The organism is Bilophila sp. 4_1_30, assembly GCF_000224655.1.
GTDB lineage: Bacteria > Desulfobacterota > Desulfovibrionia > Desulfovibrionales > Desulfovibrionaceae > Bilophila > Bilophila wadsworthia.
The window spans coordinates 71,803-94,791 of sequence record NZ_JH114234.1 but is presented as its reverse complement, the minus strand read 5'-3'; the positions used below and the strand labels follow the sequence as shown (position 1 = coordinate 94,791).

General features: G+C 51.3%; 14 protein-coding genes. 12 read left to right on the top strand and 2 right to left on the bottom strand.

Annotated features, from left to right (window positions below; translation table 11 throughout):
• Nucleotides 1–7: 7 nt before the first annotated feature.
• Nucleotides 8–310 carry a sigma factor-like helix-turn-helix DNA-binding protein gene (locus HMPREF0178_RS21645; RefSeq protein WP_157134965.1) on the bottom strand — a complete coding sequence of 101 codons (303 nt, stop codon included), beginning with the start codon at nt 308–310 and terminating at the stop codon, nt 8–10.
• A 487-nt stretch (nt 311–797) separates the two neighbouring features.
• Between HMPREF0178_RS21645 and HMPREF0178_RS16575 the strand changes: the two genes are divergently transcribed.
• Genes HMPREF0178_RS16575 through HMPREF0178_RS16535 form a run of 10 tightly spaced genes read left to right on the top strand, consistent with a single transcriptional unit; the run spans nt 798 to nt 19,683 of the window.
• Nucleotides 798–1,016, top strand: a complete 219-nt coding sequence (locus HMPREF0178_RS16575; protein ID WP_009368946.1) for a helix-turn-helix domain-containing protein — start codon at nt 798–800, stop codon at nt 1,014–1,016.
• A 2-nt stretch (nt 1,017–1,018) separates the two neighbouring features.
• Complete coding sequence (gene brxF, locus HMPREF0178_RS21165) at nt 1,019–1,486, top strand: BREX-3 system P-loop-containing protein BrxF (protein ID WP_083832537.1); 468 nt, start codon at nt 1,019–1,021, stop codon at nt 1,484–1,486.
• A gap of 44 nt (nt 1,487–1,530) precedes the next feature.
• Entirely contained in the window at nt 1,531–5,262 is a 3,732-nt protein-coding gene (locus tag HMPREF0178_RS16570; protein WP_009368945.1) for a DUF6079 family protein, read from the top strand.
• A 46-nt stretch (nt 5,263–5,308) separates the two neighbouring features.
• Nucleotides 5,309–8,224: a DNA methyltransferase gene (locus tag HMPREF0178_RS16565; protein ID WP_009368944.1), complete on the top strand. Its 2,916-nt coding sequence runs from the start codon at nt 5,309–5,311 to the stop codon at nt 8,222–8,224.
• Nucleotides 8,224–10,062, top strand: a complete 1,839-nt coding sequence (locus HMPREF0178_RS16560; protein ID WP_009368943.1) for an ATP-binding protein — start codon at nt 8,224–8,226, stop codon at nt 10,060–10,062. Before HMPREF0178_RS16565 ends, HMPREF0178_RS16560 begins: the two co-directional genes overlap by 1 nt.
• Nucleotides 10,062–12,962 carry a DEAD/DEAH box helicase gene (locus tag HMPREF0178_RS16555; protein WP_009368942.1) on the top strand — a complete coding sequence of 967 codons (2,901 nt, stop codon included), beginning with the start codon at nt 10,062–10,064 and terminating at the stop codon, nt 12,960–12,962. The genes HMPREF0178_RS16560 and HMPREF0178_RS16555 overlap by 1 nt, the downstream gene beginning before the upstream one ends.
• Nucleotides 12,959–14,953 carry a BREX-3 system phosphatase PglZ gene (gene pglZ / locus HMPREF0178_RS16550; RefSeq protein WP_009368941.1) on the top strand — a complete coding sequence of 665 codons (1,995 nt, stop codon included), beginning with the start codon at nt 12,959–12,961 and terminating at the stop codon, nt 14,951–14,953. The genes HMPREF0178_RS16555 and pglZ overlap by 4 nt, the downstream gene beginning before the upstream one ends.
• Nucleotides 14,953–15,708 carry a hypothetical protein gene (locus HMPREF0178_RS16545; protein WP_009368940.1) on the top strand — a complete coding sequence of 252 codons (756 nt, stop codon included), beginning with the start codon at nt 14,953–14,955 and terminating at the stop codon, nt 15,706–15,708. The genes pglZ and HMPREF0178_RS16545 overlap by 1 nt, the downstream gene beginning before the upstream one ends.
• A 17-nt stretch (nt 15,709–15,725) precedes the next feature.
• Nucleotides 15,726–16,574, top strand: a complete 849-nt coding sequence (locus HMPREF0178_RS16540) for a Hachiman antiphage defense system protein HamA (protein WP_009368939.1) — start codon at nt 15,726–15,728, stop codon at nt 16,572–16,574.
• Nucleotides 16,564–19,683 (top strand): DEAD/DEAH box helicase, encoded by a 3,120-nt coding sequence (locus tag HMPREF0178_RS16535; RefSeq protein ID WP_009368938.1) that lies wholly within the window; start codon nt 16,564–16,566, stop codon nt 19,681–19,683. The genes HMPREF0178_RS16540 and HMPREF0178_RS16535 overlap by 11 nt, the downstream gene beginning before the upstream one ends.
• 236 nt (nt 19,684–19,919) lie before the next feature.
• On the opposite strand, the gene HMPREF0178_RS16530 is transcribed toward HMPREF0178_RS16535, so the two are convergent.
• On the bottom strand, nt 19,920–20,201 hold the full coding sequence (locus HMPREF0178_RS16530) for a hypothetical protein (protein ID WP_157134964.1): 282 nt from the start codon (nt 20,199–20,201) through the stop codon (nt 19,920–19,922).
• Between the two features lie 176 nt (nt 20,202–20,377).
• On the opposite strand from HMPREF0178_RS16530, the gene HMPREF0178_RS16525 reads away from it, so the two are divergent.
• Nucleotides 20,378–20,701, top strand: a complete 324-nt coding sequence (locus HMPREF0178_RS16525) for a hypothetical protein (protein WP_009368936.1) — start codon at nt 20,378–20,380, stop codon at nt 20,699–20,701.
• Nucleotides 20,698–22,968, top strand: coding sequence for a DNA-primase RepB domain-containing protein (locus tag HMPREF0178_RS16520; protein ID WP_009368935.1), 2,271 nt, complete (start codon nt 20,698–20,700; stop codon nt 22,966–22,968). The genes HMPREF0178_RS16525 and HMPREF0178_RS16520 overlap by 4 nt, the downstream gene beginning before the upstream one ends.
• The last annotated feature ends 21 nt before the right edge of the window (nt 22,969–22,989 follow it).

Sequence of the window (22,989 nt, the reverse complement as noted above, 5' to 3'; positions counted from 1 at the left end):
TACCTCATTATTTATCAGATTTTGAGGGTAGATCAATCTGAATTGATTTGTGTATTTTATATAATTTGTATTTTGCAATCAACCCAGCCATTGATTTGCAATCATTCTTCCATAACATTTTTTCACAATGCCTGCGCACGCCGCTAACACTCATCCCAAGCTGTTGTGCAATTTGCGTATATGTAAAGCTATGCATAAACAACTCCAATACTTCTTTTCCACGGGGAGAAAGTTTTATTTTTTCTGGGGGTGTACCCAACAAATTAGGAATAGCTTTTATATGAAGTAATATCTCACGAGTGGTTCGCACGGCACAAGCACTCCTGAGGTTAACAAGATGCCAACGCACTGTTCCGTATGAAATTGATAAGATACGGGCAATTTCTTTTAGGGCGCATCCCCTCAGCCAGAAGCCCCACAATTCGTTTTTCCGTTTGAGTTAGTTTTCGCATTTTTCCCCTCCATGCAATAGTGTCTATAAGGAATACTCGTTATAGGCAGTAGCACGATAGGGACAGCTCAAACAGTGGCCTTTTGATAGGGGGGAACGAATATGTGGGCAGCTAATGAAATTAGCAACTATATTTTTACTTTAAAATCAAATAGTTACACATTCCACGTTATGTGTTAGCTTGTTTTAAGCTGAAGATGCTTATCCAGCCTAATCCGTATCTATACGGCTGTATACGTTTGACAGCCAAGCATGGCAAGAATATACTGAAGCCAAAATATTAAAGATGATATACTTGCTTTTCTTATACGGGTTGACATGACTTTGCCCAAGAGGAGCCTCCTAAATGCCTGAAATAAAAGATCGCTGGTTGTCTGTAAGCGAAATTGGTGAGTATCTAGGCGTTAGCAGTGACACTGTTTACCGCTGGATCAGCACACGCTCAATGCCTGCCCACCGTATGGGTCGTTTTTGGAAGTTCAAAAAAGGCGAGGTTGACGAATGGGTGAAGGCAGGTGAGGCTGTTGAAAAAATAGACAAACAAGATGTCTTGGATGAAGGGTAACTATGCTTGAGCAGATTTACACTGATGTAAAGAAATCGTTATGTTCTGCTGAAAGCTTATATTACCGATTGATACTTCTTGTTGGACAATCTGGAACAGGTAAAAGTACTATTCTTTATAAAATAGCCAAAGAATTAGGCGTATCAGTAATAAATATTAATTTGACAATCTCTAGTAAGCTTTTGGAATTAACTTCAAAGCAAAGAATATTGCGATTACCTTCAATGCTAGATGGAATGTGCTCATCTAAAAAATCTCCTGCAATTTTAGATAATATTGAAGTTCTTTTTGATAATACTCTTATGCAAGATCCATTAAGGCTTCTTCAATCAATTTCTAGAAATCGCATTGTTTTATCTTCATGGAATGGTACATTTTTGAAAAATAAACTTTTATATGCTGAATCGTGGCATCACGAATTTAAATTATATGAAAATGTCGATGCGTTAATTATAGACATAAACAGGTAAGATATTTATCGAAATAGAACAAAAAATTTTAAGGCAGGACAAGCATGAAATACGGAGACCTTATTCAGTTCGACCCGATTGAGTCGGTCGTTCAGTTGCGTGACGCGGACAAATCGAACGCCGCGCATACACTCGTGAACACCTATGTCATTTCCGAAGAAATGGCCGACCGGCTCATTCAGCTTGTCATTCCTCAGATGCAGTTCGACCAGCCGGTCGACAACAAAGGATTGCTGGTCGTCGGGAACTACGGCACAGGTAAGTCGCACTTGATGTCGGTGGTCTCCAGTCTTGCCGCAGACGCCTCCCTGCTGGAGGGGCTGAACCACATCGGTGTTCGCAATGCAGCCACTCAGATTGCCGGTCGGTTCAAGGTCATCCGTACTGAAATCGGTGCCACCACTATGTCTCTACGCGACATCCTGGTGGCCGAATTGGAAGAGCATCTCGAAAAGCTCGGTGTGGCCTATGTGTTCCCCGAAGCTGGGACCATTACAAGTCATAAACGAGCCTTCGAAGACATGATGACCAAGTTCGCCGAGGTCTATCCAGAACAGGGCCTACTACTGGTGGTCGACGAACTGCTCGACTACCTACGCACTCGCAAGGACCAAGAACTGATTCTTGATCTGAACTTCCTCCGTGAGATTGGCGAGGTCTGTAAGGATCTGCGCTTTCGTTTCATGGCCGGTATTCAGGAAGCCATTTTCGACAGCCAGCGTTTTGCCTTTGTCGCCGACAGCATCCGCCGCGTGAAGGACCGCTTTGAGCAAATCCTCATTGCTCGCAGCGACGTGAAGTTCGTCGTAGCCGAGCGCCTGCTCAAGAAGACTGCCGAGCAACAGGCCAAAATCCGCGACTACCTGATGCCTTTTGCCAAATACTACGGCGGTCTCAACGAGCGCATGGACGAGTTCGTTCGGCTCTTCCCGGTACATCCCGATTACATCGACACCTTCGAACGGGTCACCGTGGTGGAAAAGCGCGAGATACTCAAGACCCTGTCCATGGGCATGAAAGGCATTCTCGGCAAGGACGTACCGCAGGACGAACCCGGCCTGATCGCCTTCGACAGCTACTGGAACACGCTCAAGCAGAACGCCTCCTTCCGCGCCATTCCCGAAATCCGGGAGGTCATCGATTGCAGCCAAGTGCTGGAATCCCGGATTGAAAATGCCATTACCCGCAAGCAGTACAAGCCAATGGCGTTGCGGCTGATCCATGCGCTGTCCGTTCACCGTCTCACCACCGGCGACATCTATGCCCCTATGGGCGCGTCTGCCGAGGAACTGCGAGATCGCCTCTGCCTGTTCGATCCGCTGATCGCCGAGATGGGCAGCGACGAGCCCGACAAGGATCTCCAGACCTATGTGGAAACGGTTCTGCGTGAGATACATAAAACGGTCAGCGGCCAGTTCATCTCCTTCAACGCCGACAACCACCAGTACTATCTCGACCTGAAGAAGACCGACGATTTCGACGCACTAATCGACAAACGGGCTGAAAGCCTGGGCCAGGCTCAACTCGACCGCTTCTATTACGAGGCACTCAAGCGGGTCATGGAATGCCAGGACGCCACCTACGTCACCGGCTACAAGATCTGGCAGCACGAACTGATCTGGCAAGAGCATAAGGTTTCTCGTACAGGCTACCTCTTTTTCGGCGCCCCCAACGAGCGCTCCACTGCTGTGCCGCAGCGGGACTTTTACCTCTATTTTATTCAGCCCAACGATCCGCCGCGCTTCAAGGACGACAAGGTCAACGACGAGGTCTTTTTCCGCCTGAAAGGCACTGATGAGGAATTTCAGACCACACTGAAGAGCTACGCGGCAGCTCTGGATCTTGCAGCCACATCCTCGGGCCATGCCAAGGGCACCTATGAATCAAAGGCCAATGGTTTTTTGAAAAAGTTGGTTCAGTGGCTGCAGATGCACATGAGGGATGCCTTCGAGGTCACATATCAGGGACGCACCAAGTCGATGACCGAATGGGCCAAGGGCAAATCCATCCGTGATCTGTCCGGCCTGTCGCCCCACGAGACCATCAACTTCCGCGACCTGGTCAACACTATCGCCGGTGTCTGCTTGGCTCCGAACTTCGAGAACCAGGCCCCGGACTATCCATTTTTCTCGGTCTTGATCACCGGCAACAACCGCGCACAGGCTGCGCAGGACGCTCTGCGGGCCATCGCCGGGCCAAACCGTACCAAGCAGGCCACCGCCGTGCTGGACGCCCTGGAGCTGCTCGACGGCGAGAAGATTACCCCCTACAAATCGAAGTACACTACATTTATCCTTGATGCCGTCAAGTCCAAGGGGCACGGGCAGGTAGTCAACCGCAGCGAGCTCATTCAGGATGACCACGGGCTGGAATACATGAACCTGGGCGGCTCACGTCTGGAACCCGAATGGGTGATCGTGCTGGTGGCGACGTTGGTCTACTCCGGCGACATCGTGCTCGCCATCCCAGGCAAGAAATTCGACGCCACCGGCTTGCCGCAATTGGCCGCAACCGGTATGGACGAGTTGACCTGCTTTAAACATTTGGAGCAACCCAAGGATTGGAATCTACCCGCGATGAAGGCCCTGTTCGAACTGCTCGGCATGACGCCGGGCATGGCTCAGCTTGTCACCCAAGGCAAGGATGAGCCAGTGCAGAACCTGCAGCAGGCGGTGGGCAAGATCGTCAAGCGCATCGTCATGACCCAGCAAACCCTGCGCGAAGGGCTTTGTTTCTGGGGGCTAGATTTGCTTGCGGGCACCGACCTGGCCAGTCAGGCCAGTGGACTGGACGAAGCCAAGGACTTCTTTGAATCCCTCCAAGCATACTCTTCACCGGGTAAACTAAAAAATTTCCGCTACAGCGCACCCGAAGTGCTGGCCCACGAAAATGCCGTAAAGGTGCTGGACAAACTGGATGCCTTGCGCGAGTTTAGCATGGGTCACAGCCCGACGGCGTCATGGCTCTCCACCGCCGAGGCGGTACTGCCTGCCAACCATGAATGGGTGGATCGCATGAAAACCACCCGGCAGGACGTAATGGATGCCCTCAAACAGGCCGACCTGACCGAGCTGGCTAACCAGTCTCAGAGCATCGGAGCCAAGCTGCAAAAGTTAAAGAAGGATTACACCGTCGTCTACATTGGCCTGCACACCAAGGCCCGGCTGGGGGTAAACGACGACAAGCGTAAGGCGAGTCTGCTCAACGATCAGCGGCTGCAAACTTTACTCAAGCTGGCCGGTATCGACCTGATGCCCCGGCAGCAGCTCACCGATTATCAGAACCGGCTGGCCGGGCTGAAGAGTTGCTTTGCCCTGACCGAGCAAAACCTTGATGCCTCGCCCATCTGCCCGCATTGCGGATTCCGTCCTTCGGTGGAAACCAGTGCGGTGGCAGGCTTTCAGATGATTGAGCAGATGGACGCCCAGCTTGACGCCATGGTAGCAGGCTGGACCTCCACCATTCTTAACAATCTGGAGGACCCGATCACCAAGGCCAACATGGAATTGCTGAAGGTCGATGACCGCGAACCGCTGGAAGCCTTCATCAAATCCAAGGAACTGCCCGTGCCTCTGGACAGCAACTTTGTCCACGCGCTGAAGGAAGTGCTCTCCGGTCTGGTCAAGGTCACCGTCAAAGCGCAGGATCTACAACGGGCACTGCAAGTGGATGACGGCCCTGCTACTCCGGCGGAGATGAAGAAGCGTTTTGAGGAATATATTGAGCAGCGCACCAAGGGCAATGACCCGGCGAAAGTTCGCATTGTGATAGAATAACATCACGGTATCGTGTTTCACTATAGAAAAATTAAGGAAAACTTATATGACGGACATGCAGAACAGGCAGGGGGCATTGCTGCAGCAGGAATACGTTGCCAGTATGACGGGAGGAAGTCTTGTGGAAAAAGAATATGTTGTTCCCTCTCTCCCTGTAACCTGTCTTGGTCAAACATTTCCGTCCGACGCGGCACGACGGGAACATTTCACCGCACTGTTGCGCGAAAAACTTAAAGATCCAGAATTTCGCAAAATCGAGGGTTTTCCTATCGGCAACGATGAGGACATCCTCAATCTAAGCGATCCGCCGTATTATTGCGCCTGCCCCAATCCCTGGATTGCTGATTTTATTGCTGAGTGGGAAGCACAAAAGCCTGCCAAGCCCGAAGGCTGGAAATATGCCCGTGAGCCTTTTGCTGCGGATGTATCTGAAGGCAAGAATGACCCCATTTATAATGCGCACTCCTATCACACCAAGGTACCGCACAAAGCCATCATGCGTTATATCCTCCATTACACAGAACCGGGGGATATTGTGTTCGACGGCTTCTGTGGAACAGGTATGACCGGTGTAGCGGCGCAGATGTGTGGCGACCGAGATACCGTCATGTCGCTTGGTTATCAGGTAATGCCGGACGGCAGCATTTTGCGTGAAGAAACGGATGATACTGGCAAACCAGTTTGGAAACGCTTTTCCAAACTGGGTGCACGGCGGGCCGTGCTTAATGATCTATCGCCAGCGGCGACGTTCATTGCGTATAACTACAATACCCCCGTGGACGTAAAGGCATTTGAACACGAAGCAAAACGCATCTTAAAGGAAGTCGAAGCCGAATGCGGTTGGATGTACCAGACTGCACACTATGAAACAAAAACTGTCAATGGCATTGCCAAAACTGTCAAAAAAATTGGAACTATCAATTATACCGTATGGTCTGATGTATTCGTTTGCCCGGAATGCTCACGAGAACTTGTGTTTTGGGATGCCGCTGTGGACAGCGTGGCCGGCGAAGTCCGTGACACTTTTCCTTGTCCGCACTGTGGTGCGGCGCTGACCAAACGCGGTATGGAACGCGCTTGGGTAGCCAAATATGATAGCGCCATCAAGCAAACTATCCGACAGGCCAAACAAGTCCCTGTGCTTATCAATTATTCTGTGTTTAACAAGAACACCGGCAAAAACAAACGCTTTGAAAAAGTACCCGATGCCGATGATATTGCCTTAATCCAGAAAATCGAAGCGATGGAAATTCCGTATTGGTTCCCGACTGACGAACTTCCTAAAGGTGTAAAAACAGGTGAACCTATTCGAATTGGGATTACGCATGTACATCATTTTTATACGAAGCGGAATTTATGGGTACTCGCAACGCTTCGCCACATACTTTCCAGATCGGATATGGAAAGTCAGTTGCTTTGCCTTGTGGGAGACCAACTCCCGCGAGCAAGCAAAATGCACAAAATAGCAATCAGCCGCCTTAATACTAATCTATCCAAAACTGCTGGCGTACTTGCCGGTACTCTTTATATACCTTCAAACCAAATTGAGTACTGCCTGATCGCAATGATCGGATACAGGATCAAAGATGTCTCATCATACTTGAGTAAAAGAGATAAAAAAACTAGGCAGATTGTTTTTACGTCATCTTCAGAGAAGATGCTTATGCCCGACAATTCTCTGGATTATTTTTTCTTTGATCCACCATTTGGTGCCAACCTGAATTACTCTGAACTTAATGTTCTCTGGGAATCATGGCTCAAGGTAATTACCAACAACAAAACCGAAGCCATAGAAAATAAAACGCAGGGTAAAGGGCCTACACAATACCGCCAACTGATGACAATCTGTTTCAGAGAAGCCTATCGACTTCTCAAACCTGGACGCTGGATGACTGTGGAATTTTCCAATACCCAGTCCGCTGTATGGAACAGCATTCAAACCGCGCTAACGGACGCAGGCTTTATTGTGGCCAACGTTGCAGCATTAGACAAAAGACAAGGCAGTTTTAATGCAGTAACAAATCCGACATCCGTTAAACAAGACCTCGTCATCTCGGCCTACAAACCCAATGGTGGCTTTGAGGAACGCTTCAGCGGAGAAGCGCAAACCGAAGAAGGCGTATGGGACTTTGTTCGCACGCACTTGAAGTATTTGCCGGTGGTCAAAATTCACGACAAACAGCTCCAAGTCGTTCCAGAACGTGACCCGCGCATTCTCTTTGACCAACTGGTAGCATACTACGTCCGCAAGGGCTATATGGTGCCCATTTCCAGCCAAGATTTTCAGTCAGGTCTTGTACAGCGTTTTGCAGAGCGGGATGGTATGTATTTTTTAGCGGACCAGGTGGCGGAATACGACCGCAAAAAGCTTCTCTTTGACGGAACCATGGAACAGGCGTCTCTGTTCGTCAAAGATGAAGCCTCAGCCATCGACTGGCTGCGTCTGCTTTTGAAGGCAAAACCTCAAACATTTGCAGATATCAATCCCCAGTTCATGCAGCAACTGGGCGGTTGGAATAAGAACGAAGCCCAGCTCGATCTGCGCGAACTGCTGAACCAGAATTTTCTCTGCTACGACGGCAAAGACTCCGTTCCTGAACAGATCCACGCTTACCTTTCCACCAACTGGAAAGAACTGCGTAACCTGCCCAAGGATGACCTGGCGCTGGTAGACAAAGCCAAAGACCGCTGGTATGTGCCCGATCCCCGCAAAGCGGGCGACCTGGAGAAGCTGCGCGAGAAGGCACTACTCAGGGAGTTTCAGGAATATAAAGAGGCCAAAAAGAAACTCAAGGTATTTCGTCTGGAGGCTGTCCGCGCTGGCTTCAAGAAAGCCTGGCAGGAACACGACTACGCCGTTATCGTTGCCGTGGCCGACAAAATCCCCAACAACGTCTTGGAAGAAGATCCCAAGCTGCTCATGTGGTACGACCAGGCAGTAACACGAAGGGGAGGGGAATAATGTTTCTTAGGCAAATCATCCTCAAAAATTTTCGTGGCTACAAGAATCAGCATCAAATTCAGATAGACCAGCTCACGGCGTTTATTGGGAAAAATGATGCCGGAAAGTCTTCCATCTTTGATGCCTTGGCCGCATTTTTCGACCATCCATTGGGAAAAATCGACTCTTCAGATATATGTGTTCATGCCGGGAGAAATGGAGAATTAAGAATCGGCTGCGTTTTTTCGGATTTTCCTGAGTCTATCACCATTGACGCGTCTTCCGTCACAACACTTGCAGGCGAATACCTTCTGAATGGCGATGATATGCTTGAGATCCATAAAGTCTACGAGTTTGCGGATGGAACGCTAAAGAAGCCAAAAGTATTTGCAATTGCCAACCATCCAACAGCCAACGGTTTCAATGGTCTGTTATCAAAAAAGAACGCTGAGTTGAAGAAAATCGGAGAGGAAGCGAATATAGATGCCGGCGTCGATAAACGCTCTAATGTAGCCCTCAGAAAGGCTATTTGGGGAAGCGCAAGCGATTTGAAATTGTGTCCTTCCGAAATCCAACTGGATAAAGAAGATGCTAAAGCCATCTGGGAACAGCTCTCCAAATATCTGCCTGAATATGCCCTTTTTCGAGCAGACCGACCGTCAACCGATGAAGACTCAGAAGTCCAGGATCCCCTCAAGGTCGCCATAAAACAGGCAATAGAAGAAGTGCAAGCTGAACTGGACGCGGTGAAGGAAAAGGTCAAAGCACGCACGCTGGCTGTAGCCAATCGTACCATTACAAAGCTTGCTGATTTCGATAATACGCTTTCATCACAGCTCAACCCGAATTTCAAATCCGATCCAAAATGGGACAGCCTTTTCAAACTATCTCTAACAGGAGACGATGAAATACCAATCAACAAGAGGGGCAGCGGTGTCCGGAGATTGGTTCTCTTCAGTTTTTTCCGTGCTGAAGCGGAACGTCTTAGGGAAGAGCGCAAAAAAGGAAATATTATTTACGCAGTGGAAGAACCGGAGACTGCGCAGCATCCAGACAACCAGCGAAAGGTCATCGAAGCATTGCAGGCTATCGCCGAAACCGACGGCTGCCAAGTTATGCTTACCACGCACGTCCCTGCTTTGGCGTCATTATTACCAACCAATTCCGTCCGATATGTATGTCCCCACGACCTCAATGGCAGAGAAGTCTGTATCGCTGCTGCTGATGATGTAATCAAGACAGTGGTCGCTGATCTGGGAATTATTCCTGACAATCGGGCAAAGGTTTTGGTGTGTGTAGAAGGCCCGCATGACCTGCAATTTTTGCGCCATATTGGTGACCTTCTCCGGGCTGAAGACGACTCCGTTATTGATATGTTTACAGACACAAGAGTGGCTCTGGTCGTCTTGGGCGGAAGTACTTTGAAGGAATGGGTAAATCAGCATTACTTAAAAAATATAGGGCTTCCAGAGGTCCACATTTATGACCGTGATGAGCTGAAAAATGGGAAATACAAATATCAGGACGATAGAGATACGGTAAACGCCAGAAAAGACGGGTCCATTGGGTTCCTGACTAGAAAACGGGAGATGGAAAATTACCTCCACATCGATGCAATACGTGAAGCATTGCAACCTGTTGTTGACGTTAAGTTCACCTTTACGCTTTCAGACGACTGCGATGTTGAAACGGAAATCAAAACACAGTTGAATGGTCAAGGGAAAATCCAGAGGCGTTCGATTAAATATTGGCTTAACGAAGATGCCGCAAATTGTATGACCCTAGATCGCTTGAAAGAGCGAAACGGATATGACGAGATCAAAAGCTGGTTTACTGAGATCGCAAAAAGGGTCATTTGATGAATCGACCGCTTTGGCAATACAGCACCGTCCATAACAGCCCCTGTAAGGTCATCGAAGAACAGACCTTGTGGGGGCAGACTGTGTGCCGCATCTGGTTGCCAAACCAGGACGCGGTGGTGCGCGTGCCTCGCTCCGTCTTGCGTCCAATGAGCGCCGACCTACAGCCAGGGATCGAGGCCGAGCGCATAGCCTATGTGGCAGCCGCAGCCAAGGTGGCCGAAGTACTGGAAGGTTCCGCCAGCACCACCGACGGCCATGTATTGTTGGCTCCCATGGAGTCCAACGTGATTCCGCTACCGCACCAGATCCACGCATTATCCCGAGCCATCTCCGGCGACCGTGTGCGCTATCTGTTGGCCGACGAGGTAGGCCTTGGTAAGACTATCGAGGCCGGTTTGGTTATGCGCGAACTCAAGTTGCGCGGGCTGGTTCGGCGAATTCTGGTCGTCTCTCCTAAAGGCATTGCTACCCAGTGGGTGGCGGAAATGCAGACCCACTTCAACGAGCAATTCCAGCTTGTGCTAGGCGAAGATATCGGCACTCTGCAGCGCCTGGCTCCAGGGGTGGATCAGCGCAACTCAGCCTGGTCGATGTTCGATCAGGTCATCGTCTCTTTGGATTCAGTCAAGCCTATGGATAAGCGGCGAGGTTGGACCGCCGAGCGCGTTGCCGACTACAACCGCAGCCGGTTCGAGGATCTGATTACCGCCGGTTGGGACCTGGTAGTGGTGGATGAAGCGCATCGCCTGGGTGGCAGCACTAATCAGGTCGCCCGTTACAAACTCGGCAAGGGGTTGGCGGAGGCCGCACCCTATGTGCTGCTCCTTTCGGCTACTCCTCACCAAGGCAAGACCGATGCCTTTCATCGCCTGATGAATCTGCTGGATGCCGACGCCTTCCCAGACTTGGACAGTGTCTCCCGCGAGCGGGTGGCCCAGTATGTTATTCGCACCGAAAAGCGCAAGGCCATTGATGCCGATGGCAAGCCGCTCTTTAAACCTCGGCGGACACAAATGGTCCCGGTGGCTTGGGAAAGCCGTCATCACCTGCAGCAGCTTCTCTATGAAGCGGTGACCGACTATGTGCGTGAGGGCTACAACCAGGCCCTGCGCGAGAAGAAGCGTCACATCGGCTTTTTGATGATTCTGATGCAGCGTCTGGTTGTCTCCAGTACGCGGGCTATCCGTACCACCTTGGAGCGTCGGCTCGCGGCACTCAAGGAGGGCGAACAGCAGGCCAGCCTGCGCATGGCGGAGCTGGAAAACAGCGAGGAGGAATCGGAAAGTTTAGACGCTGAAATGGCCGAACTCTACGACATGGACGGTCAGGAGCTGCTCGATGAGCTGCTGAAATCCCATGTGTCGGCTCTACAGTGTGAAGGCAGCCAAGTAGAGACCCTGCTCGATGCAGCGGTTCGCTGCGAACAGGGTGGACCGGATGCCAAGGCCGAGGCGCTGATCGATTGGATTTATGAGCTACAGGCCGAGGAAGACGAGCCGGACCTTAAGGTGTTAATTTTTACCGAGTTCGTGCCAACCCAGCAAATGCTGAAAGGGTTTCTGGAAGCCCGTGGCATCTCGGTCGTCACTCTGAACGGCTCCATGGATATGGAGGAACGCAAGCAGGCTCAGGATGCCTTTTGCAAATCGCACCGCGTGCTGGTCTCCACCGATGCAGGTGGTGAAGGTCTGAATTTGCAGTTCGCCCACGTCATTATCAACTACGACCTCCCTTGGAACCCGATGCGGCTGGAACAGCGAATCGGCCGTGTGGATCGTATTGGCCAACCCAAGACTGTACGGGCAATCAACTTCGTATTTAAAGACTCGGTCGAGTTCCGCGTCCGCGAAGTGCTGGAGCAGAAGCTTGCGGTAATATTCAACGAGTTCGGCATTGACAAGACTGGCGATGTGCTCGACTCCACTCAGGCCGGTGAGATGTTCGAGGATATGTTCGCCTCGGCAATCCTTAATCCTGACGGCATTGAAACGTCTGTGAATCACACGGTAGCTCGGCTTCGCAATGAGATTCAGCAGGTGCGTGAGACCTCCGCCATCTATGGAATTTCAGACGAACCGGATGTGCAGGCGGCTGAGCGGCTACGCTCCCATCCTCTACCCCATTGGGTGGAACGGATGACGGTGGGCTATCTTAATTCTCATGGCGGCGCGGCCAGCCGCAAGCGCTCCTGGTGGGAGCTGAATTGGCCGGACGGCCAAGAGTATCGCAAGGCTGTGTTCAATGCCCGGGAAGCGGATCGTCTAACCAACGCAACTCTGCTCAATCTTGAAAACAACCGTGTTCGAGGACTGGCCCTGAACCTGCCGCAAATCGCGGCTGGCCAACCTTTGCCTTGCGTAAGCGTAGGCGGATTGCCAGCTAGCATCTCCGGGCTCTGGGGTCTTTTTGAAATCCGCCTTCAGGCCGGAATGTACCAGAAGACACAACTCCTGCACATTCCCATGGTGCGGCGGGGATATGTCAGTGTGTTTCTGAGCGAGGAAGGCAAACTGTTCCTACCCACGGCCCGACATATCTGGGATATGCTACAGACAGCGGAAGTTCAGGTGCAGACCACCATCGGCCAGAACGACTCCATCATCGTCTATGAACGGTTGCAGGAAGCGGCCGAACATGCCGGACAGGATATGTTCGATGCATTACAGCAGGCGCATCTCGCCTCTGTGGCTCGCGAGGAGGAACGCGGCATCGTTTCCTTTGCCTCGCGCCGCAAGGCCATCGAGCGGGTTGGATTACCAGAGGTGCGGCAATTCAGATTGTCCAGTTGCGATGCGGACGAATCCGAGTGGCGGAGCGAACTGCAATCAGCAAGGCAGATCGTGCCGGAAATCCGGCCGTTGCTGATGCTGCGGATTATTAAGGGAAGCGCTCAATGAGTAGTTGGCGAGACTCTATCCTGAATAATTTTGTACCGAACGTCAGCAAGCTGACTCTAGTCGCCGATCCAGATTGTTTGCTGACCGAGGAGAAGATGGCGCTCGAATTACGCGGGCGCGGCTTCGATCTGATCGAATTCAGTGACCCTATCGAATTCAGATACGCCTATGAGTCCAAGTACCGTTCAATCTGGGACCGGGACGAACACACCGATCTGGTGGTGGTTCTCCGCTTGCAGGATGCGAAGATGGAGTCCCTGCCATACGATCTGCTCCAGGCTGGCCGGAAGCTGTCATTCAACCTGGGGGATATCTTCCCCAATCTGAGCTACCCGGTCATTGAACAGATCGACCGGAGCCTGCTGGACGCACTATTCGAGGCCCGGTGCAAGTCGTCGCCAGATCGTATGGGTGACAACGCCACCAAGGATTTTATTCTCCGTCATGTGTTCGGTATTGCAGCAGAACTAATCGCCAGCGAGGTGGAGCTACTTCGAGCATTGCTTCGTCTGCACTACGGCAAACTCCAAATTCCGCTGATGTTGGCTGAGCGGCTCATCCAGGTTCTCAAAACTCATGATGTTTTCAATGCATGGCCGCTTTCCGAGATTGTTCCAGATGATGAGGCCTTCTTCGCCTTTTTGCAGGAACGCTGGCCGTTTTTTCTATCAAGGCTCGGTAGCGTCAATCAGCTCCAGGAAGATTCGTCGGAATACGGCCTCAAGTATCCCGGACCTGACTGTCTGCCATTCGACCATCCGGACATCAAGGTCTACATCGACAACCTGTTTCTGGAGGGGAAACTCACTCCCGTCGAGGCCACAGATATTGAAGTGGATGCCGGGTCTTGGATTCGTAACGGCATCACCACCTCCGGCACGGACAATGAAGCACTGCGGATTTCCCGTATGTTTGACATAATCGAAAAAAATCTGCCTACAGCGGAAGCACGTTATTCGGACTGGGTCGCCTTTGCACTGAAATGGGCAGAACTCTCTTCGCTGGTGTATTGCGGCAACAGCACCGAATATCAGGTCCGGCTCAGGAAAATCGGTGATGCACTGAACTCGACCTTCGCCGGTTGGCTGACGGACCACTACTCCAGCCTAATCAACTTGCCACCGACCAATCCGGCCATGCTCCACCATGTGCCACGCTGCTTGGCTCGGGGTATCGAGGACTCCGGTTGCAGCCGGGCTGCGTTGATTGTCGTTGACGGCCTGGCCTTGGATCAATGGGTGACCATCCGCCAGCTTCTACAAAAGCAGGATGCCGATCTGGTCATGCGCGAATCCGCGACCTTCGCCTGGATTCCGACACTGACCTCGGTATCACGGCAATCAATCTTTTCGGGTAAGCCACCGCTCTATTTTCCGTCATCCATTAACTCGACCAACAGCGAAGAAAAACTCTGGAGGCAGTTCTGGGATGACCATGGCCTGTCCAGACTCGATGTTGCCTACCAACGCGGCCTTGGCGACGGGGATGCTAGGGGCGTCCTTAATTCAGTAATCCACCTCGGGAAGACCAAGGTGGTTGGGCTGGTTGTGGACAAGATAGACAAAATCATGCACGGCATGCAACTGGGATCGGCTGGGATGCACAACCAGATCAAGCAGTGGTGCCATGCAGGATTTCTTTCCGCAATGGTTGGCCAACTGCTGGATTACGGCTATGAGATCTGGCTGACGGCCGATCACGGCAATATTCAATGCGAAGGCAAAGGGCGTCCGTCTGAAGGTGTGATTGCCGAAACTCGCGGCGAACGGGTTCGTGTCTATCCAACGCCGGAACTCCGCGATCAGGTGGCTGAATACTTCCCGTTTGCCTACAATTGGCAGCCGGTCGGATTGCCCGCAAATTATTTTCCCTTAGTGGCCAGTGGCCGTGACGCATTCGTGAATCCGGGAGAGGTCATTGTAGGTCACGGAGGTGTAGCAATCGAAGAAGTCATCGTGCCTTTAGTGAAGTTTGAAAGGAGAACGCGGTGATGGGTAAACGACATGAAACCATCGGCATCAAGCAGGCGATCCGCTTCGAATGGATGCAGAAGACAGCTAGTCTGCTGCTGGCAGGACTTGATGCCAAAACCATCCGTCAAGAGTTGCATGAATTCCTCGTGGACAGAAAAGGCAATGGTTCCGAAGGTGAACGAAGCGATCAGACCCGGACATTTGTCGTCAACAATCTGATGAAAATCTGGGGCTCTCCTGACTCTGAGTTGATTCCATTTCGAGATGCTTCACTGGCGTTTCTGAGGGAAAATCCATCCATGGCCTTGGCGGTCCACTGGGGGATGATCTCGGCGGTCTATCCATTCTGGTTCAATGTGGCCCGGCAGACCGGCCGCCTGCTGGCCTTACAGCACCAAGTTAGCCAGACGCAGATCATCAACCGCCTAAAGGAACAGTATGGCGACCGGCAAACCGTCAGCCGCTATGCCCGGTTCGTCATCCGTTCCTTTGTCGCCTGGGAAGTCCTAAAGGATTCCCAGGCCAAAGGCTGCTATGAAAAAGCTGTTCCGATGAGCATTACTGAGCCAAACCTAGCCGTCCTGATGTTCGAATCCGCTATCCTAGCCACCCCGGAGGCCAAGGGTACATTGGGGCTGCTCCTAAACAACCCGGCATTTTTCCCATTCCAGCTCCCCGTGATGACCGGTGACTCTGTATCCCTGCGTAGCGACCGGATCGACGTGGTTCGCTATGGACTGGACGATGAGTTGTTGAGATTAAAGGGCAACTAACCAGGGAGGGAACGTAAATGCCTTGGACTTCGGAACATACTAAATGGCTAGTCGACACCGGCGAACGAATGAAGACCGCCGACGGCAAGGAGGTCGAGGTCTGGGAGTTCCATCATAAGAATGACGAGGCAGTGCTCTCGGCCTGGGCTAAGCACTTCCGGAATCATTACTGCCTGGATACCGAAATTGATTTCCTCCGAGGCAAACGTCCGCGATCGGATTATCTGACCAATATCAAGTTCCCTTGCAGAACATCCAAACTTGGTCCTGGAATCAGAGCTGGAGATTTTGGAGAAATTCTAGTTTCCGATTATCTGCAATGGATTCTCGGTTACTGGGTACCTAGAATACGATGGTCATCAAAGGTTGTTCGAGATGAATCCCCCAAGGGTAGCGATGTCATTGGATTCAGATTTCACAAAAAAGACGGTGAAGTCTCCACCAAGGACGTGTTAGTTGTCTTTGAGGCAAAGACAAAATTCTCCGGCTCTAAGATCAATCGCCTGCAAGATGCAATTAACGACTCTGCCAAAGATCATATTCGAATCGATGAATCGCTGAACTTCATCAAGCAAAAGCTCTTTGAAAAAAAGGAAATCGAACAGGCTCAAAGGATCGAGAGATTTCAAAGTCCTGTAGATATTCCCTACAAGGAGATCTATGGTGCTGCAGCTATCATTTCAGACGAATGTTTCGACGCCGAAGAATTGGCTTCGGCAGACTGCCGCAAAATCACCAATTCTTCAACATCACAGGAAATTTTCCCTCATCCTAATGGCGATAGTCTTGTTCTCTTGGTTATCAAGGGACCCAGCATGATGGCACTCGTCCACGAACTCTACAGGAGGGCTGCAGATGAGGCCTGAACAGAAATCTCAACTCCTGCTGGGCGTCACACGGGCAAAGTCCAAGATGCTTGAGTACAGCGTCCCTCGAGACTATCACATCAAAATCACCCAAGATCCGGCCAAACTGTTCACTATCTCGATTGCTTTGCTGGGCGACCTTGCCGCTGCTATCAACCGGAACGAGCCAGATCCCGATTCCCTCTCGGAGATGAGAACCAGTCTGCTGTTTTCCGCTCGCTTTTTCGACTCCTATCTCCAGTCAAAGCTGAACGAAATACTTGATCCATACCTCGTACTTCTAGGCTCCGCCTCCTATTACCTTTGCGATCTTCCTGGTAGCGCTTCGGTATTGGCGAAACGTATCGATGGCGACTGCAGGGATTTGGGTGGCAATGGTTTGGAAAACTTGTTACTCTGGTTGCTGCAGGCCAATCTGGGAGCCTCTTTTGATGGATCTGAGGGGCCATTCGGCGGATTTATTGATGGGATTTCAAATTGGCTTCTCCAGTTTTTTAAGGATGGGAATGGCGAAAAAAATCTTCTCGATTTGACCACGAAGCTGCGGAACGCCGTCTATGAATTCGGTACGCCCAGGCAGCTTCTGTTTGGTGATGTGATCGCGGCCGTTCTGAGGAAAAAGCTGGAAAACTCCACATGGAAGGCCTTGCCATCATACTCTGGACTACCCCGAGACAAATGGCTCCACGCGCTGCAAAAGGATTCGTTCATCAAGGAACTCTGGCCTGCACAACACCTTTTAGGCCAGGCGAATGTTCTCAAAGGCGAGTCTGCCATCGTTCAAATGCCCACCAGCGCGGGTAAAACGAAGGCAACGGAGCTGATCCTTCGAAGCGCGTTCCTGGCTGAGCGAGTGTCACTCGCCATCATCATCGCCCCGTTTAGGGCTCTGTGCCATGAGATCAAGAACAGTCTCGTCGAGGCATTCCACAACGAACCCATCAAGGTGGATGAGTTATCCGATGCCCTACAGACCGACTTCGAGATTGCCGAACTCGTGGAGCACCAACAAATCCTGGTCGTAACCCCCGAGAAGCTGCTTTACGTCCTTCGGCACACTCCAGAACTGGCTGCCCACGTTGGCCTGCTGGTCTTTGATGAAGGCCACCAATTCGACAGTGGCACACGGGGCATCACATACGAGCTGCTCCTGACATCGCTGCGCTCCATGATTCCCGAAGGAACCCAGAAGGTGTTAATTTCAGCGGTCATCAGCAACGCCGAGGCTGTTGGAGAATGGCTGAACGGTGAGCCCAATGTCGTCGAAGGAACTACCCTGATTCCGACTTTCAGGTCGGTCGGGTTCGCGAGCTGGCTTGATCAATTGGGAAGGATCGAGTACGTCGACAGCCGTGACGCCGAACAAGGTGAGTTTTTCGTTCCGAGGGTGATTGAAAGATTTAATCTCGGAAAGAAGAAGCGGGAAAGGACTGACCGTTTTTTCCCTGAAAAGACGGACGGGCAGGCTATCGCACTTTACCTCGGTCTGAAATTGGTTCCGAATGGCAGTATCGCTGTTTTCTGCGGAAAAAAGTCCACAGCGGCCAGCGTCTGCGAGAAGGCCGTCGACATTATTGAGCGTGGCGCACCCCTAGCCCTGCCGTCAGATTTTTCAGACGCCCAGGAAGTTGCGCGGCTGACACATTTGCATGTCAAAAATCTTGGCGCTGGCGCCCCAGCGTCCAAGAGTGCAGCACAAGGAATTTTTTCCCATCATGGCAATACACCGCATGGTATTCGACTGGCGGTGGAGCATGCCATGCGTGACGACCTTGTACGATTTGTTGTTTGTACATCCACTTTGGCGCAGGGCGTAAATCTTCCAATTCGATACCTCATCGTGACCAGTATCTACCAGGGCACGAAGCGCATAAAGGTTCGTGATTTCCATAATCTCATTGGCCGAGCGGGCCGAGCCGGGATGCATACCGAAGGTAGTATCCTGTTTGCCGATCCGGTGATCTTTGACAAGCGGAAGGCCCGAAACGACAAATGGCGCTGGGACCAGGTGAAAGAGCTTCTGGAACCGCGCAATTCTGAGCCATGTATCAGCAATCTTCTATCGATCTTCGATCCCATTAAGAGCGATGACGAAAAATACACCATCACCATGGAGGCACTGGATTTTGCCAATGCCTATATCGACGCGCCTGATCAAATTGCCGATCTGGCTGCGAGGATAGCCGCACGACATGGAGACAAAGGTTTCTCTCGAGACGGTGTCGAGCGGCAAATCGCCTGGAGAATCAGCTTAATCTGTGCAGTCGAGAGCTTTCTGCTATCTCATTGGGATGAATCTGAAGATGGTCTTTCGGAAGCTGATGTGACCAGCCTGGCCGATGGAACGCTAGCTTTCTTCCTGGCTGATGATCAGAAAAAGGAGTATCTCCGCGCGTTGTTTCAGCTTCTCGCTGGGAATATCTCTGCAAACATCACAGATCCGGCTCGCCGTAAAATCTATGGCCGGACGCTTTACGGCATTCAAGATGCCCAAGCCATCGAGGGATGGGTCCAAACCAACGCCGACAGTCTGCTTTCGATTGTTGATGAAACTGACGCACTCGATCTTACATGGCCATTACTTATTCGGCATATCAACAGTGGCGTATTCACCAAGTTCGATAAGCCGGAGATGCTAAAAGAAACCGCGCATGGGTGGATCAGTGGAAAACCCTTCAGCGAACTCCTGAAAATTATCCGTAAGCGAAAAGCCAAGATGATATGGGGTACCCGCCGGAGGGAGTTCAAAATTGATCATGTCGTCGATGTCTGCGAAGGGGCGCTCGCTTATGACGGAGCGCTTGTTGTAGGCGCTGTGTGTGAATTCATTGAAACCATCGACCAAGATGGCACTGGAGACCTGCTCAATCGTTTGCAGCTTTTTCAAAAACGCCTGAAATATGGTCTGCCGACCGAAACCACCATTGCCCTTTACGAACTTGGCTTTTCGGACCGCGTCATTGCTCAGGACCTTGCATCATCCTTGAGCCTGGATGCGACACAGAAGAAGGATCTCGTGAAGGCTCTGAAAAAAGATCAGGACGGAGCTAGGGCGATAATAAAGAAATACCCAAGCTATTTCCAAAAGAGAATGAATGAACTCCTGTAGTGGGAAACGCAACCAATGTGTTTTGATTCTATGTAATACGATTTTAAATTGCCAAACCGCCCTCGCTAAGCTCCATTAAGTTTAGCCCCGCCTTGTCACTGAAAAAAGCAGCCAGGGCACTCTGGTCTTAAAAACCTAGGAGAATTTTTTTGCTTGGATATATGTATTTTTCCCGTCTGATTGAATATCCATCTGTTCGATTTTTGAGGAGCACTTCTGTTTCATAAATAAAAAAATCACTGGCGCTGAAATATTTTTCCTGAGATTTTTTTCAACGCCAGCGTAACGCCTTCCGCGCTTAAAATCTCGCGTATTTCCTTCACGGAATAGCCCTTCTTCAAAGCTTCCTGAAAATCTTCCGCCAGCATCTCCAGAGCTTCCTCACGGGTTTTCCCCGTCTCTTTTACGGGGAGCTTCTGGAGCTTTTTTTTGACCGCCATAATCTTTTCCATCGGAATTTTTGTCTTCACTGCCATTGGTGTTGCCTCCATTTGGGGAATTTTCTGGCAGTATAACACAAATATTCAATCCCTATCAATAGGCTACTCCCCGTACCGGGTTCTTCGTGGCAGGATGGTAGTTGTCTGACGCCAACTACTATCCTGCCAAAGGGCTCACGCCCTCTGGACTCCTAAAGGCAGCGCATTCGGCGCAGGCTTCTCACGCGCTTTAAACAAAAGAAAGGGGAAAAGGCATGGCAAAGCTGGAGCGTAAATTCCACAAACGGTACACCCTCTGGGTGTCGGAAGGCGAGGCAAAACAGATTGAGGAACAAGCCAGCGTGGCCGGGCTTTCTGTTTCCGAATGTCTCAGGCGGCGCGGCTTCGGCGGCAGGCCCGTGGTGGCACAAACGGACATGAACACAATCCGTGAATTGCGCCGTATTGGGGGCCTGCTCAAACATCATTTTGAGACGCTACGCGAAGCCGGGGCCAGTCGTGAACTCCTCGAGCAACAGGAGGAAACCTTGCGAATTTTGAGCCGCGCCATCGAAAGATTGGGGAGCGAAAAGTCGTGATTGTGAAGAAGGTAAAGTACACCAATACAGACAAGCCCAAGGTCTGGCAAATTGGCGATCTGGTGGACTACATCCGCTATCCGCACAACACCAACGCGCAGGAAAAAATCGCCCATGCCGGAAGCCGGAACTTCTTTACCACCACATACACTGGGCAAAAAGTGGAAATGATCGCGCTTGCTGAGGAGAGCATCCACAGCAACATGCCGGTGAGCCATTGGATATTTTCATGGCAGGAAAACGAGCAGCCAACACGCGCCCAGGTGGATGAGCTGGTGGACGTATTTCTGGAGCGCATGGGGCTGAACGAGCACCAGACCGTGTATGGTCTGCACTGCAACACGGAAAATTATCATGTCCATATTGCCGTCAACCGAATGCACCCGCTGACATTGAAAGTGGCACAGCCTCACAAGGGCTTTGACATCGAAGAAGCACACAAAATTGTGGCAGTGGTGGAACAAAAGCAAGGATGGGCCAGCGAACAAAATCCCCGTTATACCGTGCTGGAAAATGGTGAATTGGCTCGCAACCGGAGGCCAAAGCGCGTTCAGCCCCGACAGGAAGCCTTGGCTGTGGAACAGGCCAGCGGCGAAAAATCCGCACAGCGTATTGCCCAAGAGCGAGGGTATGCCATCATCAAAAATGCCATGTCATGGACAGAATTGCATCAAAAATTGACTGAAAAAGGGTTGCGTTTTGAGCAGAAAGGTTCAGGCGCTATCATTTTTGTGGGAGACATTGCGGTCAAGGCATCGTCAGTGGATCGGAATTTCAGCATGAAAAAATTGTGCAAAAAACTGGGGGATTTTGTACCTGCCGAAGCCGCGCCACCTTGTGAAAAAATACAGCCGGAACCTGTGAGTGTGGTCAACTTGGAAGAATGGCAGGCGTATCAGACTGCCTGTTCGGAACACATTTCGGAACAACCCGCAATCAATAAACAGCGCCAAATTGACGCCCTCAAAGCCCGTCAGAGCGCCGAGCGAAAGCTCATCTTGAGTGGTCTGGGAAGGCTCGGATTATCCGTGCTCAACGCCGAACGGCATCGACTAAAAATGCACCAGCGTGACGAGCTGGGCCAGCTCCGGCAGCATGTACGGCAGCAAGTGGGACGCAGACAGCATCCCCCAAAAGGTAAAACGCGCTTTGAGAGCTGGCTGCGAGGACGCGGTCTGCATGCACAGGCTGACCGCTGGAGACATCGCTTGCACATCGAAAATTTACGCACAGAGTCACCGGTACAGCAGCCGAACAAGCCAGCTTCGACAATAGAAGAGGCGTTGTTCCGGCAGTATATTACCGCCATAAATGCGGATCGCGTGCGTGTAACCTGCATTCGCATGGAGCCGGACGGCGATAAAAAAACGTTCATTCTGGATAAAAAAGACGGCGCGAGCAGAGGTTTTTCGCTGGAAGAGCTGATCATGCACCTGCCCGCCATGCTTCGGCTTCAGCAGCGTGGTGAGAACATTTACTACACGCCTCTTTCAGAAAGTCGGCATCATATTCTCATAGACGACATGACGCGGGAGAGCTTGGAAAAATTCTATGCGGATGGTTTCCGGCCTGCGGTGGTGCTGGAAAGCTCACCACAAAATTATCAATGTGTACTCACCATTCCGAAATTGCAAAGTCCCCATAATAAAGATGTGGGCAACCGAATTACCGAGCGTCTCAACCGTTTGTACGGTGACAAAAAACTGTCCGGCTGCATCCACCCGCACAGAGCGCCAGGCTTCGGCAACTTCAAGCCCAAACACCGGCGCGAAGATGGCTCCTTCCCCAGGGTTAAACTGCTCAAGGCTGAAAAATGCGAATGCTCAAAAGCGCAAGAATTGGCCAGACAGATTGAGCGTGAATATGCAGCGATGGAAGCCCGCAGGCGGCAGCATCCGCGCGTTGTCCCCACGTTTCCACATAGCACTGATACCGTAACAGCCTACTACGCGCACTATGAAAATATCCGCCAGCATCTCACCGTGGAAGATTTTTCGCGTGTAGATGCCATGATCGCTTTGCGTCTGCGGGCTATAGGCCATAGCCAGCAGGCCGTGACCGAAGCCCTGTGCCAATGCGCCCCTACTATCAGAGAGAAAAAGGAAGGCCGTGATTGGCAACGCTATGCGGAACGCACTGCGGCCTATGCCTTCAGCGTGGCCGGGGACGTGGCCTTAGCGAAGCATAAGCGATATATGGAACACTGGCGAGGAATTGAAGGAGCGCACTACATACGGCAAGAAGTGCCGCGTGTAAGATTGCTGTAATCAAGGTTATTTCTTGATTGC